Source organism: Pseudomonas sp. PDM20, from assembly GCF_014852575.3.
Taxonomy (GTDB): Bacteria; Pseudomonadota; Gammaproteobacteria; order Pseudomonadales; family Pseudomonadaceae; genus Pseudomonas.
Window position 1 is genome coordinate 1 of record NZ_CM181224.1, and the last position, 21089, is coordinate 21089.

General features: G+C 64.8%; 17 protein-coding genes and 1 pseudogene. 8 read left to right on the top strand and 10 right to left on the bottom strand.

Annotation, left to right across the window (positions count from 1 at the left end):
- The 4 genes and pseudogenes from dnaA (at position 1) to gyrB (ending at position 6205) form a co-directional block, all read left to right on the top strand.
- Positions 1–1536, top strand: a complete 1536-nt coding sequence (gene dnaA / locus IB261_RS00005; RefSeq protein WP_192383500.1) for a chromosomal replication initiator protein DnaA — start codon at positions 1–3, stop codon at positions 1534–1536.
- 29 nt (positions 1537–1565) lie between these two features.
- Positions 1566–2672, top strand: coding sequence for a DNA polymerase III subunit beta (gene dnaN, locus IB261_RS00010; protein ID WP_024765010.1), 1107 nt, complete (start codon positions 1566–1568; stop codon positions 2670–2672).
- A 9-nt stretch (positions 2673–2681) separates the two neighbouring features.
- Positions 2682–3784, top strand: a pseudogene (gene recF, locus IB261_RS00015) (DNA replication/repair protein RecF).
- A 3-nt stretch (positions 3785–3787) separates the two neighbouring features.
- Positions 3788–6205 (top strand): DNA topoisomerase (ATP-hydrolyzing) subunit B, encoded by a 2418-nt coding sequence (gyrB, locus tag IB261_RS00020; protein ID WP_081518984.1) that lies wholly within the window; start codon positions 3788–3790, stop codon positions 6203–6205.
- A 64-nt stretch (positions 6206–6269) separates the two neighbouring features.
- On the opposite strand, the gene IB261_RS00025 is transcribed toward gyrB, so the two are convergent.
- The 4 genes from IB261_RS00025 to glyQ all read right to left on the bottom strand — a co-directional run bounded on the left by IB261_RS00025 (position 6270) and on the right by glyQ (position 10689).
- Complete coding sequence (locus tag IB261_RS00025; RefSeq protein ID WP_081518983.1) at positions 6270–7043, bottom strand: lysophospholipid acyltransferase family protein; 774 nt, start codon at positions 7041–7043, stop codon at positions 6270–6272.
- Positions 7044–7056: 13 nt separating this feature from the next.
- Positions 7057–7587, bottom strand: a complete 531-nt coding sequence (gmhB, locus tag IB261_RS00030) for a D-glycero-beta-D-manno-heptose 1,7-bisphosphate 7-phosphatase (RefSeq protein ID WP_192383498.1) — start codon at positions 7585–7587, stop codon at positions 7057–7059.
- A gap of 100 nt (positions 7588–7687) precedes the next feature.
- Positions 7688–9742 (bottom strand): glycine--tRNA ligase subunit beta, encoded by a 2055-nt coding sequence (glyS, locus tag IB261_RS00035; protein WP_192383497.1) that lies wholly within the window; start codon positions 9740–9742, stop codon positions 7688–7690.
- On the bottom strand, positions 9742–10689 hold the full coding sequence (glyQ, locus tag IB261_RS00040; protein ID WP_081518980.1) for a glycine--tRNA ligase subunit alpha: 948 nt from the start codon (positions 10687–10689) through the stop codon (positions 9742–9744). The genes glyS and glyQ overlap by 1 nt, the downstream gene beginning before the upstream one ends.
- 193 nt (positions 10690–10882) lie before the next feature.
- Between glyQ and IB261_RS00045 the strand changes: the two genes are divergently transcribed.
- The gene (locus tag IB261_RS00045; protein WP_192383496.1) at positions 10883–11437 is read left to right on the top strand and encodes a DNA-3-methyladenine glycosylase I; all 555 of its coding nucleotides are present in this window, start codon (positions 10883–10885) and stop codon (positions 11435–11437) included.
- Here IB261_RS00045 and xrtQ read toward each other — a convergent pair.
- Together xrtQ and IB261_RS00055 are read right to left on the bottom strand one after the other, a co-directional pair.
- Positions 11434–12774, bottom strand: a complete 1341-nt coding sequence (gene xrtQ / locus IB261_RS00050) for an exosortase Q, long form (protein WP_192383495.1) — start codon at positions 12772–12774, stop codon at positions 11434–11436. The two genes, IB261_RS00045 and xrtQ, sit on opposite strands and share 4 nt — an antisense overlap.
- Positions 12771–14747, bottom strand: coding sequence for a VIT and vWA domain-containing protein (locus tag IB261_RS00055; protein ID WP_192383494.1), 1977 nt, complete (start codon positions 14745–14747; stop codon positions 12771–12773). Before IB261_RS00055 ends, xrtQ begins: the two co-directional genes overlap by 4 nt.
- Before the next feature lie 157 nt (positions 14748–14904).
- Here IB261_RS00055 and IB261_RS00060 point away from each other — a divergent pair, with 157 nt between their 5' ends.
- The 3 genes from IB261_RS00060 (at position 14905) to IB261_RS00070 (ending at position 17528) form a co-directional block, all read left to right on the top strand.
- Positions 14905–15792, top strand: a complete 888-nt coding sequence (locus tag IB261_RS00060) for a lysophospholipid acyltransferase (protein WP_081519185.1) — start codon at positions 14905–14907, stop codon at positions 15790–15792.
- Between the two features lie 98 nt (positions 15793–15890).
- Entirely contained in the window at positions 15891–17204 is a 1314-nt protein-coding gene (locus tag IB261_RS00065) for an Nramp family divalent metal transporter (protein ID WP_192383493.1), read from the top strand.
- A 57-nt stretch (positions 17205–17261) separates the two neighbouring features.
- Positions 17262–17528, top strand: coding sequence for a PilZ domain-containing protein (locus IB261_RS00070; RefSeq protein WP_081518975.1), 267 nt, complete (start codon positions 17262–17264; stop codon positions 17526–17528).
- A 126-nt stretch (positions 17529–17654) separates the two neighbouring features.
- Here IB261_RS00070 and ehuA read toward each other — a convergent pair whose 3' ends face one another.
- The 4 genes from ehuA to ehuB form a co-directional block, all read right to left on the bottom strand.
- Positions 17655–18500, bottom strand: a complete 846-nt coding sequence (gene ehuA, locus IB261_RS00075) for an ectoine/hydroxyectoine ABC transporter ATP-binding protein EhuA (RefSeq protein ID WP_081518974.1) — start codon at positions 18498–18500, stop codon at positions 17655–17657.
- 23 nt (positions 18501–18523) lie between these two features.
- Positions 18524–19180 (bottom strand): ectoine/hydroxyectoine ABC transporter permease subunit EhuD, encoded by a 657-nt coding sequence (gene ehuD, locus IB261_RS00080; RefSeq protein WP_081518973.1) that lies wholly within the window; start codon positions 19178–19180, stop codon positions 18524–18526.
- The gene (ehuC, locus tag IB261_RS00085; protein WP_138213443.1) at positions 19180–19836 is read right to left on the bottom strand and encodes an ectoine/hydroxyectoine ABC transporter permease subunit EhuC; all 657 of its coding nucleotides are present in this window, start codon (positions 19834–19836) and stop codon (positions 19180–19182) included. Before ehuC ends, ehuD begins: the two co-directional genes overlap by 1 nt.
- Before the next feature lie 77 nt (positions 19837–19913).
- Positions 19914–20768: an ectoine/hydroxyectoine ABC transporter substrate-binding protein EhuB gene (gene ehuB, locus IB261_RS00090; RefSeq protein ID WP_081518971.1), complete on the bottom strand. Its 855-nt coding sequence runs from the start codon at positions 20766–20768 to the stop codon at positions 19914–19916.
- Positions 20769–21089 lie beyond the last annotated feature (321 nt).

The following is a 21089-nucleotide window of genomic DNA, read 5'->3' on the forward strand; positions in this document are numbered from 1 at the left end:
GTGTCCGTGGAACTTTGGCAGCAGTGCGTGGAGCTTCTGCGCGACGAGCTGCCGTCCCAGCAGTTCAACACCTGGATCCGACCTTTGCAGGTCGAGGTCGAGGCCGAGGGTGAGGAGCTGCGCGTCTACGCACCCAACCGCTTCGTACTCGACTGGGTCAACGAGAAGTACATGGGGCGCCTGCTCGAATTGCTGAGCGAACGCGGCAATGGCCAGATTCCGGCGATTTCGCTGCTGATTGGCAGCCGCCGCAGCCGCACTCCACGCCCTGCCCTGGTTCCCACGCCGCAGGTACATGTTCAGCCCGCTCCTGTTGCCGCTGCGCCTGCGCCAGTGGTTGCACCTGCGCCGGTGGCTCTCTCCATGCCCGAGCCGCAGCCTATCCAGGCCGCGCCGGTGCAGACCATCGTCGATCTCGACGAATCCAGTCCGGGCATCGATCCGATGGCTGCTGCCATGCCGGCCGCAGCTGTGCGCACCGAGCGCAACGTGCAGGTAGAAGGTGCGCTCAAGCACACCAGCTACCTCAACCGCACCTTCACCTTCGAGAACTTTGTCGAAGGTAAATCCAACCAGCTGGCCCGTGCGGCCGCCTGGCAGGTCGCGGACAACCTCAAGCACGGCTACAACCCGCTCTTCCTTTATGGCGGCGTCGGCCTGGGCAAGACCCACCTGATGCACGCTGTGGGTAACCACCTGCTGAAGAAGAACCCCAATGCCAAGGTCGTGTACCTGCATTCGGAGCGTTTCGTCGCAGACATGGTGAAAGCGCTGCAGCTGAACGCCATCAACGAGTTCAAGCGCTTCTACCGTTCGGTGGATGCACTGCTGATCGACGATATCCAGTTCTTCGCCCGCAAGGAGCGTTCCCAGGAAGAATTCTTCCACACCTTCAACGCCCTGCTCGAAGGCGGCCAGCAGGTCATCCTGACCAGCGACCGCTACCCGAAGGAAATCGAAGGCCTGGAAGAGCGCCTGAAGTCGCGCTTCGGCTGGGGCCTGACGGTGGCCGTGGAGCCGCCGGAGCTGGAAACCCGCGTGGCGATCCTGATGAAGAAGGCCGAGCAGGCCAAGGTCGAGCTGCCGCACGACGCTGCATTCTTCATCGCCCAGCGCATCCGCTCCAACGTGCGTGAGCTGGAAGGTGCGCTCAAGCGCGTGATCGCCCACTCCCACTTCATGGGCCGGCCGATCACCATCGAGCTGATTCGCGAGTCGCTGAAGGACCTGCTGGCCCTGCAGGACAAGCTGGTCAGCATCGACAACATCCAGCGCACCGTCGCCGAGTATTACAAGATCAAGATCGCCGACCTGCTGTCCAAGCGCCGTTCGCGCTCGGTGGCACGTCCGCGTCAGGTTGCCATGGCACTCTCCAAGGAACTGACCAACCACAGCCTGCCGGAGATCGGCGTGGCCTTCGGCGGTCGGGATCACACCACGGTGCTGCATGCCTGTCGTAAGATCGCTCAACTCAAGGAATCCGACGCGGATATCCGCGAGGACTACAAGAACCTGCTGCGTACTCTGACCACCTGACGCAGCCTCACGAGGCAAGGGACTAGACCATGCATTTCACTATTCAACGCGAAGCTCTGTTGAAACCCCTGCAACTGGTCGCTGGCGTTGTCGAGCGCCGCCAGACGCTGCCGGTTCTTTCCAACGTCCTGCTGGTTGTCGAAGGCCAGCAACTGTCGCTGACCGGCACCGATCTGGAAGTCGAGCTGGTAGGTCGCGTCACCCTGGAAGACGCTGCCGAGCCGGGCGAAATCACCGTACCGGCGCGCAAGCTGATGGACATCTGCAAGAGCCTGCCCAGCGACGCCGTTATCGACATCCGCGTTGACGAACAGAAGCTCCTGGTGAAGGCCGGCCGCAGCCGCTTCACCCTTTCCACCCTGCCGGCCAACGACTTCCCCACTGTTGAGGAAGGCCCGGGTTCGCTGACCTTCAGCCTGGTGCAGAGCAAGCTGCGTCGCCTGATCGATCGCACCAGCTTCGCCATGGCGCAGCAGGACGTTCGCTACTACCTCAACGGCATGCTGCTGGAAGTGGGTGGCGGCACCCTGCGTGCAGTGGCTACTGACGGCCACCGCCTGGCCATGTGCTCGCTGAGCAACGGCGTGCCTGAAGCGCAGGATCGCCACCAGGTGATCGTGCCGCGTAAGGGCATCCTGGAACTGGCTCGCCTGCTCACCGAGCAGGATGGCGAAGTGTCCATCGTCCTCGGCCAGCACCATATCCGTGCAACCACCGGCGAGTTCACCTTCACTTCCAAGCTGGTAGACGGCAAGTTCCCGGATTACGAGCGCGTGCTGCCCAAGGGCGGTGACAAGCTGGTCATCGGTGATCGCCAGGTGCTGCGCGAAGCGTTCAGCCGTACCGCGATCCTGTCTAACGAGAAGTACCGCGGCATTCGTCTGCAACTCTCCAACGGCCTCCTGAAAATCCAGGCGAACAACCCGGAGCAGGAAGAGGCGGAAGAAGAAGTGCAGGTCGACTACAACGGCGGCAGCCTGGAAATCGGCTTCAACGTCAGCTATCTGCTGGACGTCCTGGGTGTCATGGGGACCGAGCAGGTGCGCATGATTCTCTCCGACTCCAACAGCAGTGCGCTGCTGCAGGAAGCGGACAACGACGATTCTGCCTACGTCGTCATGCCGATGCGCCTCTGACGCGTATCGATGTCCCTTACCCGCCTTTCGGTCACCGCGGTGCGCAACCTGCACCCGGTGACCTTCTCCCCCTCCCCCCGCATCAACATCCTCTACGGCGAAAACGGCAGCGGCAAGACCAGCGTGCTGGAAGCCATCTACCTGCTCGGTCTCGCCCGCTCCTTCCGCAGCATGCGCCTGCAACCTGTTATCCAGTACGAAGAACCGGCTTGCACGGTTTTCGGACAGGTTCGCCTGGGCAATGGCTTCGATAGCAGCCTGGGGGTTTCACGTGATCGTCAGGGCGAGTTCGAGATTCGCATCGACGGGCAGAATGCTCGAAGCGCTGCTCAACTTGCCGAGACCTTGCCGTTGCAGTTGATCAATCCGGATAGCTTCCGTCTGTTGGAGGGGGCGCCGAAGATTCGCCGGCAGTTCCTCGACTGGGGAGTGTTCCACGTGGAACAACGCTTCATGGTCGCCTGGCAGAGGCTGCAGAAGGCCCTGCGGCAGCGGAACTCGTGGCTCCGACATGGTAGACTGGACGGTGCTTCGCAGGCTGCGTGGGACCGCGAATTGTGCGCGGCGAGCGACGAAATCGACGCTTATCGACGGTCCTATATCCAGGCTCTCAAGCCTCAATTCGAGCGGACCCTGGCCGAGCTGATCCAGATCGATGACCTGACGCTCAGCTACTACCGGGGATGGGACAAGGACCGCAACCTGAGTGAAGTACTGTCTTCCAGCCTGCTGCGCGATCAGCAGATGGGACACACCCAGGCGGGGCCGCAACGGGCGGACCTGAGAATTCGTCTGGGGGGACACAATGCTGCGGAGATTCTTTCCCGTGGCCAACAGAAACTGGTGGTCTGCGCTTTGCGGATCGCCCAGGGGCACTTGATCAACCAGGCCAAGCGCGGGCAATGCGTGTACCTGGTGGATGACCTCCCCTCCGAATTGGATGAGAAGCATCGGTTGTCTTTGTGCCGGCTTCTCGAGGATCTGGGTTGTCAGGTGTTCATCACCTGCGTCGACCCGCACTTATTGAAAGACGGCTGGCAAACGGAAACGCCGGTGTCGATGTTCCACGTGGAACATGGGCGCGTCTCTCAGGACACTACCATCGGGAGTGAAGAATGAGCGAGAACACCTACGACTCTTCCAGTATCAAGGTACTGAAGGGGCTGGATGCCGTACGTAAGCGTCCGGGCATGTACATCGGTGATACCGACGACGGCACAGGCCTGCACCACATGGTCTTCGAGGTCGTGGACAACTCGATCGACGAAGCGCTGGCGGGCTACTGCAGCGAGATCAGCATCACCATTCACACCGATGAATCCATCACCGTGCGCGACAACGGTCGCGGCATTCCGGTGGATATCCACAAGGAAGAAGGGGTCTCCGCGGCCGAGGTCATCATGACCGTCCTTCACGCCGGCGGTAAGTTTGACGACAACAGCTACAAGGTATCCGGCGGTCTGCACGGCGTGGGTGTGTCGGTGGTGAACGCCCTCTCCCACGAGCTGCGTCTGACCATTCGCCGTGAAGGCAAGGTCTGGGAACAGGTCTACCACCACGGCGTCCCGCAGTTCCCGCTGCGCCCGGTGGGCGACACCGATGGCTCGGGTACCGAGGTGCACTTCAAACCGTCTCCGGAAACCTTCCACAACATCCACTTCAGCTGGGACATCCTGGCCAAGCGGATTCGCGAGCTGTCGTTCCTGAACTCCGGCGTCGGCATCGTTCTGCGTGACGAACGTGCCGGCAAGGAAGAGCTGTTCAAGTACGAGGGTGGCCTGCGCGCCTTCGTCGAGTACCTGAACACCAACAAGACCGCGGTGAACCAGGTCTTCCACTTCAACTGCCAGCGTGAAGAAGACGGCGTCGGCGTGGAAGTCGCCCTGCAGTGGAACGACAGCTTCAACGAGAACATTCTCTGCTTCACCAACAACATTCCCCAGCGTGACGGTGGTACCCACCTGGCAGGCTTCCGCTCTGCCCTTACCCGTCACCTGAACAACTACATCGAGCAGGAAGGCCTGGCGAAGAAGTTCAAGATCGCCACCACTGGCGACGATGCCCGCGAAGGCCTGACCGCGATCATTTCGGTGAAGGTGCCGGATCCGAAGTTCAGCTCGCAGACCAAGGACAAGCTGGTTTCCTCGGAGGTGAAGACCGCCGTGGAGCAGGAGATGGGCAAATACTTCGCCGACTTCCTGCTGGAGAACCCGAACGAAGCCAAGGCCGTAGTCGGCAAGATGATCGATGCCGCCCGTGCCCGTGAGGCTGCGCGCAAGGCCCGTGAGATGACCCGCCGCAAGGGCGCGCTGGACATCGCCGGCCTGCCGGGCAAGCTCGCCGACTGCCAGGAGAAGGACCCCGCCCTCTCCGAACTGTACATCGTGGAAGGTGACTCCGCGGGCGGTTCTGCGAAGCAGGGCCGTAACCGCAAGACCCAGGCGATCCTGCCGCTCAAGGGCAAGATCCTCAACGTCGAGAAGGCTCGCTTCGACAAGATGCTGTCCTCCCAGGAGGTCGGCACGCTGATCACCGCGCTGGGCTGCGGTATCGGTCGCGAGGAGTACAACATCGACAAGCTGCGTTACCACAACATCATCATCATGACCGATGCTGACGTCGACGGTTCGCACATCCGTACCCTGCTGCTGACCTTCTTCTTCCGTCAGCTGCCGGAACTGGTCGAGCGCGGCTACATCTACATCGCCCAGCCGCCGCTGTACAAGGTGAAGCGCGGCAAGCAGGAGCAGTACATCAAGGACGACGTGGCCATGGATGAGTACATGACCCAGTCGGCCCTTGAGGAGGCCAGCGTGCACGTCAACGAAAGCGCTCCGGGCCTGTCCGGCGAGGCGCTGGAAAAGCTGGTCAACGAGTACCGCGCCGTCATGCGCACCCTCAAGCGCCTGTCCCGTCTGTACCCGCAGGACCTGACCGAGCACTTCGTCTACCTGCCGCGCATCGAAACCGAGCAACTGGGTGACCAGGCTGCCATGCAGAGCTGGCTGGACCAGTACCAGGAGCGCCTGAAGAGCAGCGAGAAATCCGGCCTGGTGTACAAGGTCAGCCTGCGCGAAGACCGCGAGCGCCACCTGTGGCTGCCGGAAGTCGAGATGGTCGCTCACGGCCTGTCGAGCTACATCACCTTCAACCGCGACTTCTTCGCCAGTAACGATTACCGCGCGGTCACCGAGTTGGGCAGCAAGCTGAACAGCCTGCTGGAAGAAGGTGCCTACGTACAGAAGGGCGAGCGCAAGAAGCCGGTCAGCACCTTCAAGGAAGCCCTCGACTGGCTGATGACCGAAGGCACCAAGCGCCACAGCATCCAGCGATACAAAGGTCTGGGCGAGATGAACCCGGATCAGCTGTGGGAAACCACCATGGACCCGAACGTGCGGCGCATGCTGAAGGTAACCATCGAGGACGCCATCGCGGCCGACCAGCTGTTCAACACCCTGATGGGCGATGCCGTGGAGCCGCGCCGCGACTTCATCGAAAGCAACGCCCTGGCGGTGTCCAACCTGGACGTCTGACCTGCAGGCAAAAAGAAAGGGCCCTTCGGGGCCCTTTTCTTTTGTCTGCGGGGAAGGCGCTGTGTCAGGACGCCTCGGCCACCGATTGAGGCGTGGCGTCGGCCGGCAGTTCGCCCATCTCGCGCAGGGTCTGGATGACCCAGTTCTCGGCGCGCTGGTTGAGCTCGGTGATGGCGCGTGCGCCCTCCCCTTCGGCGTACATGGCCGGGCCGATTACCACCTGGATGGTCCCCGGGTATTTCGCCCAGCCGTTCTTCGGCCAGCAGTGGCCCGCGTTGTGGGCGATCGGCAGTACCGGCAGGTTGGCGTTGACCGCCAGGGAGGCGCCGCCGCGGGAGAACTTACCGATCTGGCCGGTGGGAACGCGGGTGCCTTCGGGGAAGATCAATACCCAGGCGCCCTTCTTGAGGCACTCATCGCCCTGCTTGGCGATCTGCTTGAGGGCCACCTTGGGCTGCTCGCGGTTGATGGCGATGGGCTTGAGCAGTGCCATCGCCCAGCCGAAGAAAGGTACGAACAGCAGCTCGCGTTTGAGCACCAGCGCCAGCGGCTCGAAGTAGCCGGTGAGGAAGAAGGTCTCCCAGGTGCTCTGGTGCTTGGCCAGGATCACGCAGGGCTGGTCGGGGATGTTCTCCGCGCCTTTGAGTTCGTAGCGCACGCCGACCACCCAGCTGGCGAGCCAGACGGCGAATTTGCACCAGGCCTGGGCGATGAAGCGGTAGCGCGCGCGGTACGGCAGGAAGGGCGCAATGAGCAGGCTCAGGGTGCCCCAGACGAAAGCGCTGAACGACAGCAGCAGGTAGAAAAGAACGGTTCTGATGGCCTGCACTATCGACATGGGAGATGGGTCCTCAGGAAAGAAGTTGGTCGGCTACTGCCGCCAGATCGTCGAATACCAGCGTGCCTTCAGGCAACGGCTTGGTCAGGGTTCGCTCGCCTTTGCCGGTCTTTACCAACACTGGCTGACAATCGACGGCCAGCGCGGCGTCCAGGTCACCCCGGCTGTCACCCACGAACCAGGTGCCGCGTAATTCCACGCCGTAGTGCTGGGCAATCTGCCGCAGCATACCGGGTTTCGGCTTGCGGCAGTCGCAGCCCTCGTCGGGGCCGTGGGGGCAGTAGACGACCACGCCGAGTTCACCGCCCTGCTCTGCCACCAGTTCGCGCAGGCGCTGGTGCATGCTCTCCAGGGTGGCCAGGTCGTAATAGCCGCGGGCGATGCCCGACTGGTTGGTGGCCACGGCCACGGTCCAGCCGGCCTTACTCAGGCGGGCGATGGCGGTGACCGCGCTGGGGATTGGAATCCACTCGTCGAGGGATTTGATGTAGGCGTCGGAGTCCTGGTTGATGACACCGTCGCGGTCGAGGATCAGTAGCTTCATGGGGGATTCGGCAAGTCAGACACTTTCGATAAGTCGGAAATGAAAAAGCCGGGAGTCCGTCACGGCGAACCGTTGCGAACTCCCGGCTTTCAGGTGGGCATCAACCCAGCAGCGAGATGTCGGCGACGCCGAGGAACAACCCGCGCAGCTTCGCCAGCAGCGCGTAGCGGTTGGCCTTCACGGCGTTGTCGTCCGCGTTGACCAGGACTTCCTCGAAGAAGGCGTCCACCGGCGCGCGCAGGGCTGCCAGACGGGCCAGGGCGGCGCGATAGTCGCGAGCCGCTGCCAGCGGAGCCACTTCGCTCTCGGCGGCTGCCACGGCGCTGCCAAGGGCCTTCTCGGCAGCCTCGGTGAACAGGCTGGCGTTGACGGCGGCAGGCACGTCGCCTTCGGCCTTGGCCAGGATGTTCGACACGCGCTTGTTGGCGGCGGCGAGGGCTTCGGCTTCGGGCAACTGACGGAACGCCTGTACGGCCTGCACGCGCTGGTCGAAGTCCAGCGGAGCGGTCGGCTTGAGTGCACGTACGGCCTGGTACACGGCTACGTTGACGCCTTCATCCTCGTAACGGGCGCGCAGGCGGTCGAAGACGAAGTCCTGAACCTGCTCGGAGAGGCCCTCGGCCTTCACCTTGTCGCCGTACTGGGCCACGGCCACGCCGATGGCGTCGACCAGGTCCAGGTCCAGCTGCTTCTCGATGAGGATGCGCAGCACGCCCAGGGCAGCACGACGCAGGGCGTACGGGTCCTTGCTGCCGGTGGGCAGCATGCCGATGCCGAAGATGCCGACCAGGGTGTCGAGCTTGTCGGCAACGGCGACCGCCGCACCGGTCAGGGTGCCGGGCAGTTCGGCGCCAGCGCCGCGCGGCATGTATTGCTCGTTCAGCGCCAGGGCGACGTCCTTGGCTTCGCCACCGGCAGTGGCGTAGTAGTAACCCGCGATGCCCTGCATCTCCGGGAACTCGCCGACCATTTCGGTGGCCAGGTCGCACTTGGAGAGGATGCCGGCGCGGGCAGCGTTGGTGGCATCTCCACCGATGCGCTCGGCGATGTAGGCGGCCAGCTTGGAAACCCGTTCGGCCTTCTCGTAGACAGTGCCCAGCTGGGCCTGGAACACCACGTTCTTCAGACGGGCGTTGAAGGCTTCCAGCGGTTGCTTCTGGTCCTGCTTGAAGAAGAACTCGGCGTCGGTCAGGCGCGGGCGAACGACCTTCTCGTTACCGGAGACGATGTGCTCCGGCGCCTTGCTCTCGACGTTGGCCACGGTGATGAAGCTCGGCAGCAGCTTGCCGTTGGCGTCCAGCAGGCAGAAGTACTTCTGGTTGTCCTGCATGGTGGTGATCAGGGCTTCCTGCGGCACCGCGAGGAAGCGCTCCTCAAAGGAGCACACCAGCGGCACCGGCCACTCGACCAGCGCGGTCACTTCGTCCAGCAGGTCGGCCGGGACGATGGCGCTGCCCTTCTGCTCCGCAGCCAGTTCGGCGACGCGCCTGGAGATGATCTCGCGGCGCTCGGCGAAGTCGGCCAGCACGTGGGCGCTGCGCAGGTCTTCCAGGTAGTTGGCCGGTGCCGAGATGCGCACGTTGGCCGGGTTGTGGAAGCGGTGGCCGCGGGATTCGCGACCGGCCTTCTTGGTCAGGATCTCGCAGTCGACGACGTCGTCGCCGAACAGCATCACCAGCCACTGGGTCGGACGCACGAACTCTTCACGACGGGCTGCCCAGCGCATGCGCTTGGGAATCGGCAGCTCGTTCAGCGAGGCTTCGACGATGCCCGGCAGCAGACCTACGGCCGGTTGGCCGGCGATGGTCTGGCTGAACTTGAGTTTCGGGCCGCTCTTGTCGATCAGCTCCAGGTCCACACCGCACTTCTTGGCGAAGCCGAGGGCGGCCTGGGTCGGGTTGCCGCTGGCGTCGAAGGCAGCCTGCAGCGGCGGGCCGTCGAGGTTCACGGTGCGGTCGGGCTGCTGCACGGCGAGCTGGTCGATCTGTACGGCCAGGCGGCGCGGCGCGGCGTAGCAGCGCGCGGCGGCGTAGGTCAGGCCGGCGGCCTTGAGGCCCTTCTCGATGCCGGCCAGGAAGGCTTCACCGAGGCTTTTCAGCGCCTTGGGTGGCAGCTCTTCGGTGCCCAGTTCGACGAGGAAATCCTTCGCGCTCATTATTCGGCCTCCTTCAGCTTGGCCAGTACTTCGTCACGCAATGCGGGGGTGGCCATCGGGAAGCCGAGGCGGGCGCGGGCCTGCAGGTAGCTCTGCGCCACGGCGCGGGCCAGGGTGCGCACGCGCAGGATGTAGCGCTGACGCTCGGTCACCGAGATGGCGCGGCGGGCGTCCAGCAGGTTGAAGGTGTGCGAGGCCTTGAGGACCATCTCGTAGGTCGGCAGCGGCAGTTGCAGCTCGATCAGGCGGTTGGCTTCGCTTTCGTAGAAGTCGAACAGCTCGAACAGCTTCTCGACGTTGGCGTGTTCGAAGTTGTAGGTCGACTGTTCCACCTCGTTCTGGTGGAACACGTCGCCGTAGGTGACCTTGCCGAATGGGCCGTCGGCCCACACCAGGTCATAGACCGAGTCGACGCCCTGGATGTACATGGCCAGGCGTTCCAGGCCGTAGGTGATTTCACCGGTGACCGGGTAGCACTCGATGCCGCCGACCTGCTGGAAGTAGGTGAACTGGGTGACTTCCATGCCGTTCAGCCAGATTTCCCAGCCCAGGCCCCAGGCGCCGAGGGTCGGCGATTCCCAGTTGTCCTCGACGAAACGGATGTCGTGCACCAGCGGGTCGATGCCGATGGCCTGCAGCGAGCCCAGGTACAGCTCCTGGAAGTTCTCCGGGTTGGGCTTGAGGACCACCTGGAACTGGTAGTAGTGCTGCAGGCGGTTGGGGTTCTCGCCGTAGCGGCCGTCGGTAGGACGGCGGCTCGGTTGCACGTACGCCGCGTTCCAGGTTTCCGGGCCCACGGCGCGGAGGAAGGTGGCGGTGTGGAAGGTGCCTGCGCCTACTTCCATGTCGTAGGGCTGCAGCACCACACAGCCCTGATCGGCCCAGTATTTTTGCAGGGCGAGGATCAGGTCCTGGAAGGTGGGCACGGCGGGCGTAGTCTGGCTCACGAATTTCACCTGTGCTGGATATGCGACTAAAACCCGGCAGTATACCCCAAGACGCTTGCAGCTTGGGCTTCACAGCGTTTTTTGCGCGACCGTTCGTAGGCCCTCGAAGGGGCAAAAAACCGTATTGATGACTGTATTTTTGTACAGTTATTTGTCTATAGTCAGAACCTTCCCGTTTCGAAGGCCGACTGCCATGTCCCGCTGCTCCTGGTGTAACGACGACCCGCTGTACATCGCCTACCACGATGCCGAGTGGGGTGTGCCCCAGCGCGACGCTCGCGCACTGTTCGAAATGATCATCCTTGAAGGCGCCCAGGCCGGCCTGTCGTGGATCACCGTGCTGAAGAAGCGCGAGCGCTACCGCGAAGTACTGTTCGGCTTCGATCCGGAACGCCTGGCACGCATGACCGACGAGGAAATCGAGGAGCGCATGCAGGACCCGGGCATCATTCGCAATTTCGCCAAGCTCAAGGCCGTGCGGCAGAACGCCCAGGCCTGGCTGAAGCTGGAGGACCCGGTGACCTTCCTCTGGTCCTTCGTCGGCGGCCAGCCCAAGGTCAACCACTTCAGTGGCCGCGGCGACGTGCCGGCGGTGACACCCGAGGCCGAGGCCATGAGCAAGGCGCTGCGCAAGGCCGGTTTCAATTTCGTCGGCCCGACCATCTGCTACGCCTTCATGCAGGCCACCGGCATGGTGATGGACCACACCGTTGACTGTGACCGCTACGCCCAGCTGACCCGCGCCTAGGGCAGCGGGCTGGCCACAGTGATCGCCTGCCAAGGCCCGGTGGAGCGCCCGGAAAGTGCCGACCAGTACCACGCCGAGGTATCGGAGAAGGATTGGCCGATGGCGTCCTCGATGTAGTCGCAGACCTGCAGTCGCACTCCCTCGCGTTCGACCACGAAGCAGTGTTGCAGGCCTTGCGTGCCAACCCGTTGCCGAAGCTGCGTCTGCTCGATGCGATAGCCCAGCGCGCGGAAGCAATCCTCTGCCGGGTGCAGCTTGCGCGTCGGCCGCAGCACCTGGCGCAGTACGATGCTGCGCTGGCCATCGGTAAAACGGCCGAGCTGGCCGGGAAAGTCCGCGGCGAAGCGCTGCTCCACCGGCGAAAGCGCCAGCGGGCGCAAGGCACGACCTTCGAATTGCACCGGCCATTCATGGGCGACGCGAGCGGCCTCTGACGCGGTGGTAGCCGGCGACAGGAAAGGCCAGAGCATCGCCAGCAGCAGGGCACCAAGCAGGCTGCCGGCGAAACGCGCAGAAGTGCCAGGTCCGGTAGCTTCCACCGCCGGCGACGGTACAAATGCACGCCGCCCGATCACCCGGAAAATCATCCCGCAGACTCCGACGAACACCAGTAGCCCGACCGCCTCATGGGCCCAGCCGGGAAACCCGCTCGCGCCGCTCTCGCCCCACACCAGCAGCGTGTTGCGCAGAATGTTGCCGCCCAGCACCAGCAGTCCCACCAGCGGCAGGCGGCGCAGCAGCAGGCAGTCCGGCAGCCGCAGCCAGGCCGCCAGCGCGCAGGCGGTGAAGTAGCCGACCCAGGCCATCTGGATGCCCGAGCACGGCGCATCGACCATCACCCACTGGCCGTCCACCAACAGCGCACTACCCTGCCGTTCCACTGTCCAGCTCCCCAGGCGCAGCAACCACGCGCTGACCTCGGCAGTGACGACGCGCAATGGATAACCGACGAAGAACTGCAGCGAAGACAGCAGCGGCAACGACAGCACGCCCAGCCCCAGCCAGGACAGCCAGGGCTGGCCGGACGCGCGCAGGCTGAGGATTACCAGCAGCAGCGCCAACACCGAGAGCAGCCCGCGCAGCAGCGGCGGCAGGATCGACTGGAAGAGCGCGCCGGAGATCAGCAACAGCGCTGCCGCACCCAGCCAGTGCAGGCGTGGTTGCGTGCGCAGGCTGTGACGGTCGCGCCAAAGCAGTACTCCGAGTGCCGCCAGCGCGATGATTCCCAGCGGATCATCCGAGCCATCACCTAGCCGCCGTGCCGCCCACAGCCAGCTCGGCCAGGCCGCCAGTGCGGCGAACAACAGCCAGCTCCAGCCGGGCATGCGGCGGATCATGCGGCCTTCCTCCGCCAGAACCAGGCCCCCAGCGCGGCCAGCAGCAACATGGCCCATACGCCCGGTTCCGGCGTGCCGGGCACCGTGCTGCCGATGGCGTTGTTGCTCACGCCCTGGGGCATAGGCAGCGGTTGGTCGACCGTCTTGCTCGACTGCGGATCGGCATTGCGCACCTGCTGGTCGACGGCGATGAACGAGGTATAGGGCGTCAGCAACTGGTACTTCAGGCCGAGGTCGAGAATCTGCGAGCTGAACTCGAAGCCGCCATCGAGCGCCTCCTGGTCCATCAGGCTGGCGAGGCGTTGGCGTGCCCACAGGTGGGCGAGCGCACCACCGTTGTCAGTGAGGTTGCCGGTGCTGATCGGCAACCGTACCTGGAACGGGCCGTCGGCGGCGTGGGCGTCGAGACGCAACTCACCGCGCGGCTCGCCCTTCCACTTGCCGAACAGTACCAGCGGGCGATTGGCGAACAGGTCGGGCAATTGCAGCGGCTCCACGTCGTAGACATCGAGGCCCTCGAAACGGGCGTGGATGCCCTTGAGCAGCGGGCTGTCGATCATCTTGCGGAAGCGCTGCGCCGCCTTGTTCGCCTGCTCATCATCGGTCACCACGAAAGGCTCGCCCTGCCCCGCCCGCGCCAGTCCTTCGATCAGGCTGCGGTTCACCGCGCTGCCGATGCCGAAGGCGAACAGGTTGGCCTTGCTCAGGTTCTCGCGCACCAGCTTGTAGGCGCTGCTCTCGACGGTGACGTAGCCGTCGGTGACCACCACGAAGCTGCGCGAGCGCTCCGGGTCCGTGGGCATTGCCAGCGCCTCGCGCAGGGCCGGCATCAGCTCGGTGCCGCCGGCGCCGACCTGGCTGTCCAGCAGCTCGATGGCCAGACGGATGTTTTCCGGCGTGGCGGGGAGCGAACGCTCCGCCAGCTTGCGGTTGTCGCCGGCGAACAGCAGCAGGTTGAAGGTGTCGCTGGGGCGCAGGCGGCCGATCAGGTCGCGCAGCAGGGTCTTGGTGGTGTCCAGTGGGAAGCCGTTCATGGAACCGGAGACATCCACCACGAAGACATAGTCGCGCGGCACGATGAGCCGGGCGTCCGGCGCGCGCGGCGGGGCGACCATGGCGAGGAAGAAGTTCTCCTGCTCGCCGCGCGACAACAGCAGGCCGCTCTGCACGGACTCACCGCCGAGCTGGTAATCGAGGATGAAGTCGCGGTTGCTGGCGGTGGCATCGTCAGCCGCTATCTGCGCGGTGGCGCGCCGGCCGTCACGCTGAATGGTCAGGCGATGGGAAGGCGAGGCGATCTCGCCGATCTGCACCGGCGCCAGCAGTTCGACCTGCAGGGCGAAGGTCGTGGCCGAAGGCTGTCCGGCCGGCAGGTACGGTGACTCGATCCACTGCTGCCTGCCGCTGCCGGATTCACCGCGACCGTTGTAGCGCGGCCCGACCACCGTGGGGAAGACGAACTGGAAGCGCCCGTCGGTGGGCACCAGCAGCTCGCTGTAGCGCAACTCCACCTGCACCACGTCGCCGGGAAGGATGTTGGCGACGTTCATCTGGAACACGTTCTCGCGCTCCTGCTCCAGCAGCGCGGCGGTCTTGCCATCCTGCTTGGCCTGCTGGTACTCGGCCTTGGCCTTCTGCTTCTCGCGGATCTGCGCCTGGATCACCCGGTCGCCCAGGTGGACGGTCATGCCGTGGACGGCGGCGCGGGTCGAGGCGGGGAACACGTAGCGTGCTTCCAGCGGCGTCTTGCCCTGGTTACGGTATTCCTGGGTCACCGTCACCTCGGCGATGTTGCCCAGCACGCGGGCCTCCACGCGGGTCGCCTTGAGCGGCAGGGCATCGACGGCCGGATCGGCATTCTCGACGAAGAAGTACGGACTGGAGCTGCTGTCCTCTGCAGCCAGCGCCACCAGGCTGGCGCTCATCGCCAGCAGCAGGCAGCACAGCCGTGCAAGGAAGGTTGGGATACGCATCGCGGGCCTCCGGGCCAGTGGATCGAATGGCCGCAGGTTGCGCGCGCGCTGTGGGCGCAATGTGCTCGCCAAGTGGAGATTGTGTGGAGCCGCGATGGCGCCCGATTTACCGGCGCGAGCGGCTACAATGGCCGCCATCTGCTTGAAGGAGTTTTCCGTGGAGAAATTCAAGGGCGCACTGGTGGTGGGCTTCCTGCGGTTGTTCGCCATGCTGCCGTGGCGCGCGGTGGGCGCATTGGGCGCCGGCATCGGCTGGCTGATGTGGAAACTGCCCAACCGGTCCCGCGAGATCGTGCGGATCAACCTGTCGCACTGCTTCCCCGAACTGTCCGGGGCTGAACTGGAGAAGCTCGTCGGCCAGAGCCTGATGGACATCGGCCGCACGCTGACCGAGAGCGCCTGCGCCTGGATGTGGTCGCCGCAGAAGTCGCTGCAGTACATCCGCGAAGTCGAAGGCATGGAAGTGCTGGAAGAAGCGCTGGCCTCCGGCGATGGCCTGGTCGGCATCACCAGCCACCTGGGCAACTGGGAAGTGCTCAACCACTTCTACTGCTCCTACGCCAAGCCGATCATTTTCTACCGCCCGCCCAAGCTCAAGGCGGTGGACGATCTGCTGAAGAAGCAGCGCGTGCAACTGGGCAACCGCGTTGCGCCCTCGACGCCCGAAGGCATCAAGAGCGTGATCAAGGAAGTGAAGAACGGCGGCTGTGTCGGCATCCCCTGCGACCCGGAGCCGGACCTGGGCTCGGGCCTGTTCGTGCCCTACCTGGGCACCACCGCGCTGACCAGCAAGTTCGTGCCCTCCCTGCTCTCGCGCGGCAAGGCCCGCGGGGTGTTCTTCCACGCCGTGCGCCTGCCCGATGGCAGCGGCTACAAGGTGATCCTCGAAGCCGCGCCGGCGGACATGTACGACAAGGACATGGAAGTGTCGGTGGCTGCGCTCAGCCGCGAGCTGGCCAAGTACGTACGCGCCTATCCCAGCCAGTACATGTGGACCATGAAGCGCTTCAAGAAGCGTCCCGAGGGCGAGGCCCGCTGGTACTGAGCACGCCCGGCTCAATCGACCCGATAGGCACGGCGCCCCTGGATTGTTGACGCCAGGGGCGTCAGGCTGAACGTTCCACGCTCCCGGAATCCCTCCCCATGCTCGGCCTGCCGACTACCGCCACTGCGCCGTTCTGTCCCTCGGAAGTCAAAGGCAGCATCCAGGTCGCGGCCGGCGCGCCGTTGTTCAAGCGCATCCTGCAGTTCGCCGGCCCCGGCCTGCTGGTCTCCATTGGCTACATGGACCCGGGCAACTGGGCCACCGCCATCGAAGCCGGCTCGGGCTTCGGCTACCAGCTGCTGTTCGTGGTGCTGCTCTCCAGCCTTGCGGGGATGGTCCTGCAGTGCCTGGCGATGCGCCTGGGCATCGTCACCGGCCAGGACCTGGCGCAGCTCTCGCGCAGTCGCTACAGCCTGGGCACGGCGCGCCTGCAATGGCTGTTGGCGGAGCTTTCGATCGTCGCCACGGACCTCGCCGAAGTGCTCGGCTGCGCCCTGGCCTTCCACCTGCTGCTGGGCGTCGACCTGGTCACCGGGGTGATCCTCACCGCCTTCGACACGCTCATCGTGCTCGGCCTCAAGGGCCAGCGCTTCCGCCACCTGGAAGCGATCATGCTCGGCCTGATCGTCACCATCAGCGGCTGCTACCTGGTTGAGCTGATCCTCATCAAGCCCTACTGGCCCGACGTCGCCGCCGGCTTCCTGCCCAGCTGGGACGCGGTGACCCAGCGCGAGCCGCTGTACCTGGCGATCGGCATCCTCGGCGCCACGGTGATGCCGCACAACCTCTACCTGCACTCCTCCATCGTGCAGACGCGGCAGGTCAGCGGCACCAACGGCAAGGCCGCGGCGATCCGCCTGACGCGGATCGACACCGTGGTCTCGCTGAGCCTCGCACTGCTGGTCAACGCGGCGATTCTGATCCTCGCCGCCGCGGCCTTCCACGAAACCGGAAACACCGGCGTCACCGAGATCCAGGACGCCTACCGCCTGCTTGAACCGCTGGTGGGCACCGGCCTTGCGGCGATCCTCTTCGGCGTCGCCCTGCTCGCCTCCGGGCAGAGTTCCACCTTCACCGGCACCATCGCCGGGCAGGTGATCATGGACGGCTTCCTGCAGATGAAGATTCCCTGCTGGCAACGCCGCCTGATCACCCGCGCCCTGGCACTGATCCCGGCGCTGATCGGGGTGGTGATGCTGGGCGACAAGGCGGTGGGCAAGCTGCTGGTGTTCAGCCAGGTGGTGCTCAGCCTGCAACTGCCGTTCGCGCTCTGGCCGCTGATCCGTTTCACCAGCGATCGCGCGCTGATGGGCGAGTTCGCCAACAGCCTGCTCACTCGCGTGCTGGCCTGGGGCTTGTTCTGCGTCATCAGCGCCGCCAATCTCTGGCTGCTCGCGCAATTGCTGGCTTGACCTGACCCCCGGGTTTCAGGCCCATTAGTGCGCTGACATTCAGGACGGATGCCATTCATGTCGAACCAAAGGCAGTACCCGCGTACCCCGATGAAGTGCCGGATCAAGATCAGCCATGCCAGCTTCGGTGATGTGTTCGGCCATACCCGTGATCTGTCCGATGGCGGCGTCTACGTCCGTCATGAAGTGCTCGCCGCGCTGCCCGCCGGAACCCGCGTGACCGGCCAGGTGCAGGACATGCCTTTCGATGCGCCGATCCTGGAGATGGAAGTGATGCGCACCGACGCCGAGGGCGCGGGCTTCCGCTTCGTCGGCAACGCCTGATCCCCGCTGCGCTGCGAACTGCTTTTCTGTAGGAGCGAGCTTGCTCGCGAACCCGAGACCCGCAGCGGAGTTTGTTCGCGAGCAAGGGCCAGGCGCCCCCTCGGTCCTACGAAGAGCCCCAGCCGATCAATTCGCCTCGTTCACCGCACTCAGGAAGGCCCGCGTCCGCTCATGCTGCGGATGGCCGAAGAACTGCTGCGGGCTGCCCTGCTCGAGGATGCTGCCCTGGTGGAAGAAGCACACGCGGTCGGCGAATTCGCGGGCGAAACCCATCTGGTGGGTGACCATGAGCATGGTCAGGTTGTGCTCGGCGCCCAGCTTGCGCACCACGTTGAGCACCTCGCCGCACAGCTCCGGGTCCAGCGCCGAAGTCACCTCGTCGAACAGCATCACCTTGGGCCGCATCGCCAGCGCGCGGGCAATGGCCACGCGCTGCTGCTGGCCGCCGGAAAGCTGTGACGGATAGTGGTCGAGCTTGTTGCCCAGGCCGACCATTTCCAGCAACTCCACCGCGCGCTCGCGGGCCTCAATGCGGCGCATGCCGAGCACCTGCACCGGTGCCTCCATCACGTTGCGCAGCGCGCTCATGTGCGGGAACAGGTTGAAGCACTGGAACACCATGCCGATCTTGCTGCGCACCTTGCGCACGTGGCTCTCCGGCGCGCGCACCAGGGTCTCGTTGCGCTTGAGGTGGGTCAGCGGCTCGCCGTCGACTTCGATCAGACCGCTGTCGATGGTTTCCAGGGTCATCAGTGCGCGCAGCAGGGTCGATTTGCCCGAGCCGCTGGGGCCGATGATGGCGACCTTCTCGTTGGCCTTCACCTCCAGGTTGAGGTCCTTGAGCACGCTGAAGCTGCCGTAGCTCTTGCACACGTTGCGGAAGCTGACCATCGGCTGGGCCGTCTCGGCGCGCGCGGCCGGGGCATCCTGGCTGGCCACGCGTGGCGCAGTCTGTAGGGAGTGAACGGACATCGGAGTACCTCCAGAAGAGTCAGTCATGGCAGCGCCGTACGTTTTTCCACCTGGCGCACGACACCCGCCAGGCCGATGGAGATGAGCAGGAAGAACACCCCGACCAGGGTGATCGGCTCCAGGTAGCGGAAGCTGTCGGAGCCGATGTTCTTCGCCTGCTGCATGATTTCCACCACGGTGATCGCGGAGAGCACCGGGGTGTCCTTGAACATGGCGATCAGGTAGTTGCCCAGTGCCGGCAGCACCGGGCGGATGGCCTGGGGCAGGATCACCTCGCGGTAGGCCTTGAACGGCGAGAAGTTCAGCGCGGTGACCGCTTCCCACTGCCCGCGCGGCACCGCTTCCAGGCCGGCGCGGTACACCTCGGCGGTGTAGCAGGCGTAGTGCAGGGCGATGCCGAGGGTGCCGGCCACCAGGGCGGTCATGCTCAGCCCGTAGGTCGGCAGGACGTAGAACAGGAAGTACACCTGGATCAGCAGCGGCGTGCTGCGGATGAACTCGATCAGCCAGGCCGCCGGCCACGACAGCCAGATGTGCCGGCTGCGCCGGGCGATGGCGAACAGCAGGCCGAACACCACCGCCAGGGCGAAGCCCACCAGGGTGATGGCGATGGTCCGCAGCGAGGCGTGCAGCAGCTGCGGGAGAATCTGCCAGGCGAAGTCCCAGTCGAAGAATTTCATCACAGGCCTCCGCGGATTCGGCCGTGCCCCAGCCAGCGTTCGAGGCGGCGCATGAGGAAGACGATGACCTGGGCCATGACGAAGTACAGCACCAGGGTGAGCAGGAAGATCTTCATGGTCTCGAAGGTCGCCTGGTCCAGCTGGCGGGCGCGGAAGGTCAGGTCCGAGAGGGTGATCAGCGACACCAGCGAGGTGTTCTTCAGCAGCTCGATCAGCAGGTTGGTGCCGGGCGGGATCGCGCAGAGCAGCGCCTGCGGCAGGATGATCCGGCGGAAGCGCGTGAAGGGCGACATGTTCAGCGCCAGCGAAGCTTCGTATTGCCCCTTGGGCACCGAGCCGATGGCGCCGCGCATCACTTCCGCGCCGTAGGCGCCGATGTGCAGGCCCAGGCCGATGATCGCCACGCTGTAGGCGCTCATCTCCAGGTTGAACGGCGGCAGCGGCAGCACGAAGTACAGCCAGAACAGCTGCACCAGTAGCGAGGTGCCGCGGAACAGCTCGATGTAGGCGATGGACACCCAGCGCACCGCCGGCCACGGCGAGAGCCGGCCGAGTGCGGCGATGATGGCGGCGGCGACCGCCAGCAGGGAGCCGAAGACGGTCACCTGGACGGTGATCCAGGCGCCCTCCAGCAGCAGAGGAAGCAATTCACCCATGGTACGTATCCCGTTGCGACAGGTTCGACCAAACGGCCGGGCAGGCGCGCCCTATGCCAGCGACGCGCCCCGCACGGTCACTGTTTGCAGAGTTCGGCGGCGGTCTTGTCGGTGACGTTGGACTTGTCGAAGCCGAACGGCTTGACCGTCGCCAGGTGCTCGGCGCCGCCCAGCCACTGCTTGAGCTGGGCGTTGACGGCATCGCGCAGGTCCTTGTCATCCGGGCGGAAGGCAAGGGCGCCGTAACCGATGTGCGACGGGTCGTCCTTGAAGTCGGTGATGGCTTCCACCGAGTCGCCGCCTTTCGCCGCGAGGCCCTTCATGGTCAGCGCGGTGCCGACGCTGGCGTCGGCGCGGCCGGCGCGCACGGCCTGCAGCTGCGCGGTGGTGTCGGGCACCTGGACGATCTGCTCTTCCGCCACACCTTCCGCGCGGGCGTAACCCAGCTCGGCGGTGCCGGACATGATCGCCAGCTTCACGTCCGGGTTGTTCTTCACGTCGGCGTAGCTGTGCAGGTTCTTCGGGTTGCCCTTCTTCACCAGCAGCGAGTCGGGAATCTGGTAGTGCGGGTCGGTGAAGATCACCTGCTGGCAGCGTGGCGGGGTGATGTACATGCCGGCGGCGATGACGTCGAAACGCCCGGCACGCAGGCCGGGGATCAGTGCGCCCCATTCGGTCAGCACCGGCTCGATCTTCTTCACACCCATTTTCGTGAAGATCTGCGTGGCGATTTCCGGGGACTCGCCGGTGACCTTGCCGGAGGTCTCGGTGTAGGCGAACGGCGCTTCATTGGCGTAGCCGATGCGCACGGTGCCGGTGCTCTTGATGCGTTCCAGGGTGGTTTCGGCATAGCTGCCAGCGCTGGCGACGGCGCAGGCCAGTAGGGTGCAGGCAAGACTCAGGCGGCGCAGGAAAACAGGGGCGGTACTCATCTTCGGATCTCCTGATCTTCGCTTGCCGAACGCGGTGGGCGCGCGGCGATGGATGGCAGGTAGCAATGTCGTACGACTGTTGTTCTTGTAGGTCGGGCCCCGGGTGGGGCCTTCCGAAGTTCTTGCGCCGCTGTCGATGGCGACGGCGACAAGCTCGACGCCAGACTAAGCCGCGGCGCCTTGCGGCTGTTCCTGATCGACAACCCCGCGGCGGGAAAAAGCCACCGTCGCGACGAACGCATCCGCAGGTTTTTTCTGCGCGGGCCTGACAATGCGGCCCGATGTGCTGCCCGATGTACTGACAGGTGCGCGGCTATATGT

Excerpts from the sequence above, each read along its gene's own strand:
- ehuD (WP_081518973.1), bottom strand. The coding sequence starts at position 19,180 with ATGAAATTCTTCGACTGGGACTTCGCCTGGCAGATTCTCCCGCAGCTG.
- IB261_RS00055 (WP_192383494.1), bottom strand. The coding sequence starts at position 14,747 with ATGCGTATCCCAACCTTCCTTGCACGGCTGTGCTGCCTGCTGCTGGCG.
- gyrB (WP_081518984.1), top strand. The coding sequence starts at position 3,788 with ATGAGCGAGAACACCTACGACTCTTCCAGTATCAAGGTACTGAAGGGG.
- xrtQ (WP_192383495.1), bottom strand. The coding sequence starts at position 12,774 with ATGATCCGCCGCATGCCCGGCTGGAGCTGGCTGTTGTTCGCCGCACTG.
- ehuA (WP_081518974.1), bottom strand. The coding sequence starts at position 18,500 with ATGTCCGTTCACTCCCTACAGACTGCGCCACGCGTGGCCAGCCAGGAT.
- glyS (WP_192383497.1), bottom strand. The coding sequence starts at position 9,742 with ATGAGCGCGAAGGATTTCCTCGTCGAACTGGGCACCGAAGAGCTGCCA.
- gmhB (WP_192383498.1), bottom strand. The coding sequence starts at position 7,587 with ATGAAGCTACTGATCCTCGACCGCGACGGTGTCATCAACCAGGACTCC.
- dnaN (WP_024765010.1), top strand. The coding sequence starts at position 1,566 with ATGCATTTCACTATTCAACGCGAAGCTCTGTTGAAACCCCTGCAACTG.
- ehuB (WP_081518971.1), bottom strand. The coding sequence starts at position 20,768 with ATGAGTACCGCCCCTGTTTTCCTGCGCCGCCTGAGTCTTGCCTGCACC.
- IB261_RS00025 (WP_081518983.1), bottom strand. The coding sequence starts at position 7,043 with ATGTCGATAGTGCAGGCCATCAGAACCGTTCTTTTCTACCTGCTGCTG.
- IB261_RS00070 (WP_081518975.1), top strand. The coding sequence starts at position 17,262 with ATGTCGAACCAAAGGCAGTACCCGCGTACCCCGATGAAGTGCCGGATC.
- IB261_RS00045 (WP_192383496.1), top strand. The coding sequence starts at position 10,883 with ATGTCCCGCTGCTCCTGGTGTAACGACGACCCGCTGTACATCGCCTAC.
- IB261_RS00065 (WP_192383493.1), top strand. The coding sequence starts at position 15,891 with ATGCTCGGCCTGCCGACTACCGCCACTGCGCCGTTCTGTCCCTCGGAA.
- ehuC (WP_138213443.1), bottom strand. The coding sequence starts at position 19,836 with ATGGGTGAATTGCTTCCTCTGCTGCTGGAGGGCGCCTGGATCACCGTC.